A 7,154-nucleotide genomic window follows, 5' to 3' on the forward strand; every position below is an offset into this window, starting at 1 on the left:
AAAGGGGTGTGTAATCAAGCAATATTTAATAATGGTTAAAACCATTAATTTATAAGGCTTTTATAAAAATTTAGTGGCGAAGCCACTTTTACCAATGCCTTCGGCATTGGTCGGACTTAATTGACACAATTTGTCATCGTGCAATTAAGTGGTTCCTAGGTGACGATATTTACACCGCTTTTTACCTGTTATATGATGGATTTATTCATTGACTGAAGCAGTCTGACCAACTGCCTGACCAAACCGTTTTAACGAGTTTTGAGCAGGCAATCAGCCTGCTTAAAGCCATGTTTTTTTAGATAGCGCACGTTCCATTACTAGCCATTTTGGGATGACCGATTGAGCGTACTACCTTGGAAGCAGGGTTCGGTACGATCTGATGGGCGCTGGGGGTAACCCTTTCGATCCAATCTTGCTGTGATTTTTCTTTATGACTTTTCACGGGGTTGGGCGACAAGGACACGGGAGCCTATAAGCAATCGAAAGATTGTGAAATGGTCGTTAGGTTAGATATAGCCTAGCTAGATGGTTGTTTACATCGAAAACCCTGTTCTAGCAATTACCGTGAGAACCTGACAGGAAGTTAAGGTTCGTTAATAACGGTTATGTATTGCGGCTCATGCACGTTGGAAACAACGGATAGGCGCAGTTCATAAGCACAACTGTAGGCGTTTGAGGTAACAGCGATGTTATCGGCTGCGGAGAGGAAACTTGGAAGCAGCGGCACCACTGAGTGAGATAATCTCAAGCAAGGTGGGTCAACGGATAGCTTAAGCAGTATACATCGGGATGCATGAAATAATTCCATAATTGCCCGAGATACGTGTAGATCAAGAGCCTTACGTTCTGATTTCTTCTGTACAGATTTATCTGATCTGCCATATCCCCAGTTTTTTAAGGAACCGCGTTGGGGGGAAAATGGAAGTGCAGGCAGAAGAAAGAACATAGGCGGTCTGGTCGTTAAGATTGCTAGAAATAACTTGGGAATCTCTTATCTGCTGCTGTCATGGCATTGGTAGGGTAAGAGAGGGAGAGAAGATGAGTAGGGCGTATAAGGCATATAACTTGTTATATGTTGAAGTCGTGGCAAATATTGCTAAAACAATAGGCGAACTCAATTGCGATTGGCAGTCGTAATTGGTAAAGGGAGTCTAAACTCTATGTGATGTTTACATGGAGTGTTTCCGAAAGTTTGAGTCGGTTTTATGTTGTTATCTAAAAATGCGAAAAACTTGTTATAGATGGTTTGGTCGCCATCGTTGTTTTGTTTGAGTCAGGATTGGTCTCCTGACTTATGCAGGACTAAACAACAGTCGAATGAAAGAATTGATGTGATATTTAGTCACTTTTAAAGTGCAACAGTCTTGTTAATCACCACTCTGTTCAATAGTGCCGTGTGCTATCTCACTGGATAGTTTTAAAGTTTAGAAAAACTGATGCAGCAGACATTCTAATCTGTGAGTTTTTACCTTTTTTTAGTAAAGAAAGGGCGTACTGTGATGATGACCAGACTGCCGACCTGGACTATACGATAAACAGCGTGGTCACCACGTTAGTGTACTACTACTCTCTCGGTTTTCTTCGGCAAAGAAAGCGAAAAGAGAGAGTGCCTATTTGATTAAAAGAAGACACTCTTTGACGTCTCTATATCGAGTACCTTGACGTCCTAAAGTCATGTGCTGATGATCAGTAGTTAAAATTTCAATTCTTTCGCTATTCCACAAACTGGATGCTATTTCCATCATAGTTTCTAAACTAATCATTCCCGTATTGCTATAGCTAAGTGCCAGTTGAGAATTACTCTGTTCAACTCCTTTAAATAAATCTAAGAAAGCATCTTCAACCTTAGTCTTTATACAGAAAGGAGACTGGTGTCTGTCTTCTCTATATCTCCCTTTCACAATTACATTATTTTTTTTCTGAATCTCAGGATAATCATATAAAACGAGAGTTTCTAACGCATGATAAAAGCGGCTGTAATGTACAAAACAATATGGAGGATCTGCATACACGGTTCCACCATCAAAAAGTTCTAGTGCATCTTTAAAATCACATGATAAAAACTTAGACGTAAAACTATTTACTGAGAGCAAGCTATAACGGCATAGTTCCTTAAATTTTTTATCAAAAAACTTAAAAACTTCTTTTTTTCTATAGATACAAATATCTTTAAACGAAGAATTTGTTTTTGCATCTCTATACTGAGCGTAGTGACCTGTTCCTTGACTTGTATAAGCCATTGCGAACATCAATGAAGACAGAAAAATAGAATAAATCGGCTTATCTTTATATTCATCCGCAATTTTTCTTAAAGCATCAATCCATACACACTGTTCATAAGACCACCATGTACCTGAATAGTTTTTTGCAAATAAATGGTATTCATAATTGAAATCAAGATTAATGAGATCCTTTTGCTTTTCTTCTAAATTATTGAATTCATTTATGTTATTTAGTTTATTGTAATCAATGACATAATTTTTATCTAAATTATGTTCTACAATACTTAAAGCCTGATCATAAATATGAGAGATATCTGGAATATCCGTCTCATTTAAAACTACTAAGTAAGTTTTAGATAATATCTTTGAATATTCCTGAATATCGTTGGAAATGAAATTAACTTGTTTCCCAATTGCTCCTGCAAGTGAAGCACTTCCAGCAAATAGATCTAATACGGGTCTATCTTTTTGATGAATAAAATTGATTCCATCAACAATAAAATCAATGATCTTCGTTTTAGAACCCATATATTTGATTAAACTAGGAAATGGTTGTGCAGTTAGCATAAAAATCCTTAATAAAAAAACTAAATCCTAATTTAGGATTTAGTTTTAGGATTCTATGTAAGAAAGTTAGAAGAGTCAAATAGGGAAAACAGATGGATAAAAATCTAATGAAGTCTTTATGTGTTCAAACATTAAAGCAAATGAGACTAGATGCTCAAATCACCCAATCTCAATTAGCTAAAATGTTAGGTAAACCACAAAGCTTCGTTTCCAAATATGAAAATGGAGATCGTGCTTTAGAAATTTCAGAAGTCTATATAATTTGCAGAGAGTTAAATAAAACTCTCTGTGATTTTGAGGAAATCTTAGAAAGCTTTATTAATGTGTACTACAAGACAGCACTTTAACCAATTTCAACAGCAACATCCCCAAATATATTTAATATAAATTAAGCATGAGATATAAAAATGCACGCCTTTGATATTATCATACCCCAATATACAGGTATCGCTGAAGATGATGATAGCCACGACCATGATGTATTTTGTTATTTAGGAAATTTAGAAGGCAACGGACAAATATTACCCCGTAACCATCATTTAGCTGTTAGCCAAAATGATATTACTCGCGTGACTGTGGTGTGTCCTGAAATGGATGCCCTTGACCGTAAAAATATGAACAGCTATGCCCAAGAAATGCACAATAAAATCGAACAGTTAGCAGGTAAACCCATTCAAACCTTGTATATCGGAGAAGACCATGACTATCCTCTTCCCCGTTATGCCGTACCAACGCAATCTGAATTTTACATGTTGCGTTGGGGCTGGAGTTCGCCTTTACTAGATGGAGTAACCTTACAAGGCATTCCTCTATATAAAATCCCATATACCCAACCTGATCACCCTTGTTATGATAATGTGTGGTCATGGTATCGTCAGGCTGAAGCGTTATATCGTTTGTGGCTTGGTTCTCAACCAGTAAGTGAAGCCTTTGCCTTAGAGCAAATGCAAAATCCCAATTCTGAGCATAGCAAAATAGGTCGAGAATTGTGCCGTATCATTGAACAAAGCACAGGTGTACCCACCTATTATTTTCTAATGAATTACCGTGATTGGACACAGGCAGAAGATATGGAACAAAAATGTCCACTGACAGGGCAGGATTGGCTATTGCCTGCCAATACCTATCACTATATTGATTTTAAATGCGATGAGAGTCGTTTGGTGAGTGAGTTGAGTCAAAATTGGTCGGATGAAAGCGAATTAATGAATCTGTTTAACTGAGTTCATCATAAAGACTTGCTTTAATCCCTATGGCAATAACAGGACAACCACCTGAACCTTGACCAAATAACTTACTTCTTAATTTCCCCATGTGTGTTGTAGAAGACCCATAAGAACTGCCCTTATTTAAACTGGTGAATAGTCTTTGTAGTTCTGAAGACCTTGTAATAATTACACCAACCGATACAGCTCCTAAATCAAATAACAATCTGAAGTTATTTAAATCTCGATCAAAGAATGTATCTTTATTATTCCATTCGACTTCAATTGCTACCTTATTTTTAAAACAATCAATTTTGTGAGTAGGAACTTCTGTAATAGAAACATTTTTAGATACAGGTTGAATTGTACTACTTCCATTAGGATTAAAAGTTTTAACGTATTCAACCTCATTTAAATGGATAGCTGTCTTAAACTCTGTTTCTCCCCAACCTCTTGCATAAAGGAAACTATCAAGCTGATCAGCAACAGTAGACTTCTTACCACCAGGTGCAACAATCTCTGATTTCCTTAAAACAAAACTTGAAAGTAAATCTATTAGATCATTCCACTCAGTAGGAAAGGCATGTCTAAGAATGGAAATACCATTACGGTATTCCTCTATTTCATAGTTATCTCTAATATTTTGCGGAAAAAGTAAGGTAGACATAAACATCAAAACTAAAATTTTGATGAAGTATAAAGCTAAAGAAAAAGATTAAAAATCAAATTAAAAATTAGCCTAAGTTAAGTAGTAATATTAAAGCGTGGAACATATACAGAATTGACTCTTCTGACAATCAAAACCCCCTAAAGGGGGCTGATATCTGATAAGGCTTGTTTAGTCTCAATTTTGAGATTTCTTTCTGCGAAAATATGTTGCTCTACTAATACCTAATTCTTTCCAAGGCTCACCTAACGAAGGTCTACCACCACCTTTAGATTTTGATCCACCCTTTGCTCCTCTTTGAGCCTGAATATCACTAAAATCTTCTAAAGAAAAACGATTCCATATCCATTTAGCAATACTTTTAGCAATTTGAACTAGCTCACCATACAGTAGGGGTTCAGGGAAATTTTCGTTCTCTTTCAAAACACGCGCTAAAACGTCTTTATACCATGCGTCATAACTTGCCTTTTGTCTTAAATACTCTCTGACCTTACGATATCCCCAATGACGCACTGTATCGAAAATCGTGCAGTTTCTGCCTAAACCTTGTTGTTTTGCTTCAGGAGCGGGCTTCTTATCAAGATCAACGAAGTCGGCAAGATAACCAAGGGAATATGCTTCATCACTCCAAAAAACAACATCCCAATGCTTATGTAGAGGGTTTTTAGTAATTAAGCGGCTATATGAGGTATCTGACCCTAATTTTTTTGCATACGCAGCTTGTATCGCACTCGCATATCTAATCGGCTTAATACTAGCGATTTCTGTCGTAGGAAAAGGGGTTTCGAGCTTATAACAGATATGGCAATGACCATTCTTCGGATTACGAGCTGTCCAATATGGAGGAGGTAAGTTTTCTGTATGCCAAGCAAGAACAGAATCCTCATGATCTAGGTCAAAAAACAAATAGTTGACCATACAAGGTTGATTACCTTGTATAAACCTCCTCTTAACCGCTTCAAATCTTGGGTATATATCTAAGCCCCGATCTAAGAAATCTGCACAGTAAGGTTTATAAGGCAAATCCTCATAAAAAATATCTAGTTGGTGAGCAGGCACAGCCATGCTTTAAGTCCTTAGTTCTCTTGTTTTTGTGGACTCAACTAGCTACAATTAGGGTTCAGATAATTGGTGTGCTAGTTGAGATTATTCTCATCAAGTTCCCGAAAAAATGCCCGACGCCACATCGGGTTTTTTTTCGCTCAAAAGAAAGTTTACATCAAACTCATACGAAAGTTAAACCATTAATTTTAAAGTAAAAAAATATACCGCAATGGGTATTTTAATACCCATTTTTATGGGAATTTTACTACTCATAAACTAGATTAAATATTTATTAATCAAATCGTTATAAGTATCCGAATTCACATTGTCTTTTCCAAACTCTTTGCCAACTGTCTCGAAAAGATGCCTTAAGACTACGAATTGGAAAAAATTTTCCGCATAGTTTTCTTGTCTAGACAAATAAGATAGCGTCAACGGCTGATAATATTCAGCTTTTCTTAGATTCGATTGTCCTTTCTTGTAGTGATAGCCAATAGCTTGCGTAAATAGCCGCCCAACTTGATGACGATTACCTTTAAACACGGTGTAATGTCGCAAATCAGCATTTAGCTGCTGCCATTTCCCAATGCCCACTGATTTATTAGGATTAGAAATCAAATCATTAATGATTTCTTTGTACTTTTTCTCGATTAAATGAACCGTTGGTTCGTCATACCTCCATGTCCAAGTATAGTTTTTCTCGCTCTTTTCACGATTTGAAGCATATTTTTTTGAGTTTTTGGACGAGTGTGAAAGTCGAACTAGCTCAACATACTTACCACTACCAAAATCGAGCTTTAAATAGGGTTTTTGAAGCACAAATTTGAACTTTTCCTGATCTCGAAAGTAGGCCTGGATAACGCTTACTTCTTGTTGTTCTTTTTCACGATTCCAAACAATAGTTTCAGCCTCAGCTACTCGCTGTCCAGATAGACGTGGTTTCAAGTTTATTTGGCTGAGCTGCGTATTAAATTTATGAGTATTAGGCGTAGTAATAAGAAGCCAAAAATCAAAAATCGTACTATTTACACGCTTTTGTACAATTAGGTCGGCAATAGGCTCTTTTTTAGTGTTCAGTCGGTACGATCTTTGTCTCGGAGTTAGGTCTAAGTGGTATTTATCGGTTAATTTCTTAATCAGATTGTCTATTTTAGGGAAAAATAGATTGTCCTCCCCATCCACAGAAAAATGAGAATAAAAATAAGCCCCATGCCCGACCTTATCTACAATCTTCTGAGCTGTATAACGACTCATTGGGCTGTAATGAATCATAAAATTGTCACCAAGCAATATTTATAAAATTGTCACCAAACAATATTATAAAAGGGGTGTGTAATCAAGCAATATTTAATAATGGTTAAAACCATTAATTTATAAGGCTTTTATAAAAATTTAGTGGCGAAGCCACTTTTACCAATGCCTTCGGCATTGGTCGGACTTAATTGACAC

The 7,154-nt window shown here is 36.5% G+C and carries 6 protein-coding genes; 2 read left to right on the top strand and 4 right to left on the bottom strand.

All coding sequences use genetic code 11. The features are described from left to right. Window positions 1-1,610: 1,610 nt before the first annotated feature. On the bottom strand, window positions 1,611-2,789 hold the full coding sequence (locus tag FTV32_RS15290; RefSeq protein ID WP_180029063.1) for a DNA adenine methylase: 1,179 nt from the start codon (window positions 2,787-2,789) through the stop codon (window positions 1,611-1,613). 92 nt (window positions 2,790-2,881) lie between these two features. On the opposite strand from FTV32_RS15290, the gene FTV32_RS15295 reads away from it, so the two are divergent. Both FTV32_RS15295 and FTV32_RS15300 read left to right on the top strand, forming a co-directional pair. Then, entirely contained in the window at window positions 2,882-3,136 is a 255-nt protein-coding gene (locus FTV32_RS15295; protein ID WP_180029064.1) for a helix-turn-helix transcriptional regulator, read from the top strand. Window positions 3,137-3,196: 60 nt separating this feature from the next. Further along, on the top strand, window positions 3,197-4,012 hold the full coding sequence (locus tag FTV32_RS15300; RefSeq protein ID WP_180029065.1) for a DUF2310 family Zn-ribbon-containing protein: 816 nt from the start codon (window positions 3,197-3,199) through the stop codon (window positions 4,010-4,012). Here FTV32_RS15300 and FTV32_RS15305 read toward each other — a convergent pair. The 3 genes from FTV32_RS15305 to FTV32_RS15315 all read right to left on the bottom strand — a co-directional run bounded on the left by FTV32_RS15305 (window position 4,005) and on the right by FTV32_RS15315 (window position 6,977). Further along, window positions 4,005-4,661, bottom strand: a complete 657-nt coding sequence (locus FTV32_RS15305; RefSeq protein WP_180029066.1) for a BglII/BstYI family type II restriction endonuclease — start codon at window positions 4,659-4,661, stop codon at window positions 4,005-4,007. The genes FTV32_RS15300 and FTV32_RS15305 overlap by 8 nt on opposite strands. 177 nt (window positions 4,662-4,838) lie before the next feature. Further along, window positions 4,839-5,726 (bottom strand): replication initiation protein, encoded by an 888-nt coding sequence (locus FTV32_RS15310; protein WP_180029067.1) that lies wholly within the window; start codon window positions 5,724-5,726, stop codon window positions 4,839-4,841. 255 nt (window positions 5,727-5,981) lie between these two features. Continuing rightward, window positions 5,982-6,977 carry a hypothetical protein gene (locus tag FTV32_RS15315; RefSeq protein WP_180029068.1) on the bottom strand — a complete coding sequence of 332 codons (996 nt, stop codon included), beginning with the start codon at window positions 6,975-6,977 and terminating at the stop codon, window positions 5,982-5,984. Window positions 6,978-7,154 lie beyond the last annotated feature (177 nt).

It is taken from the genome of Acinetobacter sp. YH16032 (genome assembly GCF_013417345.1).
Lineage (GTDB): Bacteria > Pseudomonadota > Gammaproteobacteria > Pseudomonadales > Moraxellaceae > Acinetobacter.